The organism is Bartonella rattimassiliensis 15908, assembly GCF_000278215.1.
GTDB lineage: Bacteria > Pseudomonadota > Alphaproteobacteria > Rhizobiales > Rhizobiaceae > Bartonella > Bartonella rattimassiliensis.
In genome coordinates this window covers 2,956-4,171 of the sequence record NZ_JH725072.1, presented here as the reverse complement: position 1 = coordinate 4,171, position 1,216 = coordinate 2,956, and the positions used below count along the sequence as shown (strand labels likewise).

At 33.1% G+C, this 1,216-nt stretch carries 2 protein-coding genes and 1 pseudogene; 1 reads left to right on the top strand and 2 read right to left on the bottom strand.

Annotated elements, in window-relative coordinates; all coding sequences use genetic code 11:
- Nucleotides 1-216 (top strand): annotated as a pseudogene (locus MCY_RS08760) (replication protein C); the annotation flags it as partial.
- 169 nt (nucleotides 217-385) lie between these two features.
- Here MCY_RS08760 and MCY_RS08755 read toward each other — a convergent pair.
- Together MCY_RS08755 and MCY_RS08750 are read right to left on the bottom strand one after the other, a co-directional pair.
- Nucleotides 386-700 (bottom strand): helix-turn-helix domain-containing protein, encoded by a 315-nt coding sequence (locus MCY_RS08755; protein ID WP_007348019.1) that lies wholly within the window; start codon nucleotides 698-700, stop codon nucleotides 386-388.
- Nucleotides 700-1,041 carry a type II toxin-antitoxin system RelE/ParE family toxin gene (locus MCY_RS08750; RefSeq protein ID WP_007348018.1) on the bottom strand — a complete coding sequence of 114 codons (342 nt, stop codon included), beginning with the start codon at nucleotides 1,039-1,041 and terminating at the stop codon, nucleotides 700-702. The genes MCY_RS08755 and MCY_RS08750 overlap by 1 nt, the downstream gene beginning before the upstream one ends.
- Between the last annotated feature and the right edge of the window lie 175 nt (nucleotides 1,042-1,216).

Sequence of the window (1,216 nt, the reverse complement as noted above, 5' to 3'; positions counted from 1 at the left end):
CGCGGCATGATTGAGAAAGAAAAGCGAGGAGAACTCTATCTAGAACGGTCTTTGTTCGCTTTAGTCAAACATCCAGATCAGCAAGAAGTAAATTCTTTAGACCTAGAAAAAAAGCACAAAACAAACCAAGAAGAAAAAAGTTCTTTGTTAAAATCAGAATTAAAGGAAGTTCTTAAAACCTTAAATAGGTCAATAAATTCAAAGAAATTTGTATAAAATTAAAACCACTTCAATATAACATAAAACATACGTCCAAAATATGGTTTACTTATAGTATACGTATAATATACATACTATTTTTATGATACGATGTGATGTGAAAAATCTTATGAGGATTTGTTATGATTCCTGTAAACATCGAGATGTAAAAAACGATACTCCCCTCTTATGCCAATAGAGATTTTTTAAGAGCACGATTAATCGCTTCAGGTTCATTTTCAATAATTGAAAGCAACAAACGAGAAGAAGTATCTACAGAATATCGCCCTTGTTCCCAATCACGAATGCGTCCTACAGAAAAACCAAAACGTGCTGCAAATTGGGTCTGGGTTAGCCCAATATTTTTTCTGATTTTTTTGACATCAACATTTTCAGGAATATGGATACCAAATTTGGCGATATCCGCTTCACCTTTAGCATAGGCAAGAGCTTCACGAGCACCTTGTAATATACGAGATTTTGCTTTATTTTTTTTATCCATTATTTTTCCTTTCTATATTCATCGAGAAGCGCAGTTAAAATCTTCTTCAATTCATTCTTCTCTGATTTTGTTAAATTTCCTTGAGATGATTTACTGTAAATATCTAAGAGAAACACCGGAATATTTTGACCACCGAAAAAGGTAATAACCCTATATCCTCCACTTTTACCCTTATGCTTTGTTGGAAATCTAACTTTCCTTGCTCCACCGGTTCCTTGCATAAGATCACCAGCATCTGGATTAGCAGCAATAAAAGAAACAATATTAAATAATTCTTCTGGTGTTATACCTTCTTCTTTCGCGGAAATTAAATAAGCTGGTGTTTCAATCACTGTTTGCATACATTATTCAATATACGGAATATCCGTATATTGTCAATAAAAAATACGTGATACCCGTAATTATAATGATGTAGATTATATCTTGGTAATGGTTTTTCTTCAATTAGCAGCTTATTCATATTTTTACCGCGCTATTCCGCCTTACGCACGTCACGTTTAAATTGTCTTAAGCGAA

What these genes read in the sequence shown, in the direction of transcription:
- MCY_RS08755 (WP_007348019.1), bottom strand. Translation starts at nt 700, where the DNA reads ATGGATAAAAAAAATAAAGCAAAATCTCGTATATTACAAGGTGCTCGT.
- MCY_RS08750 (WP_007348018.1), bottom strand. Translation starts at nt 1,041, where the DNA reads ATGCAAACAGTGATTGAAACACCAGCTTATTTAATTTCCGCGAAAGAA.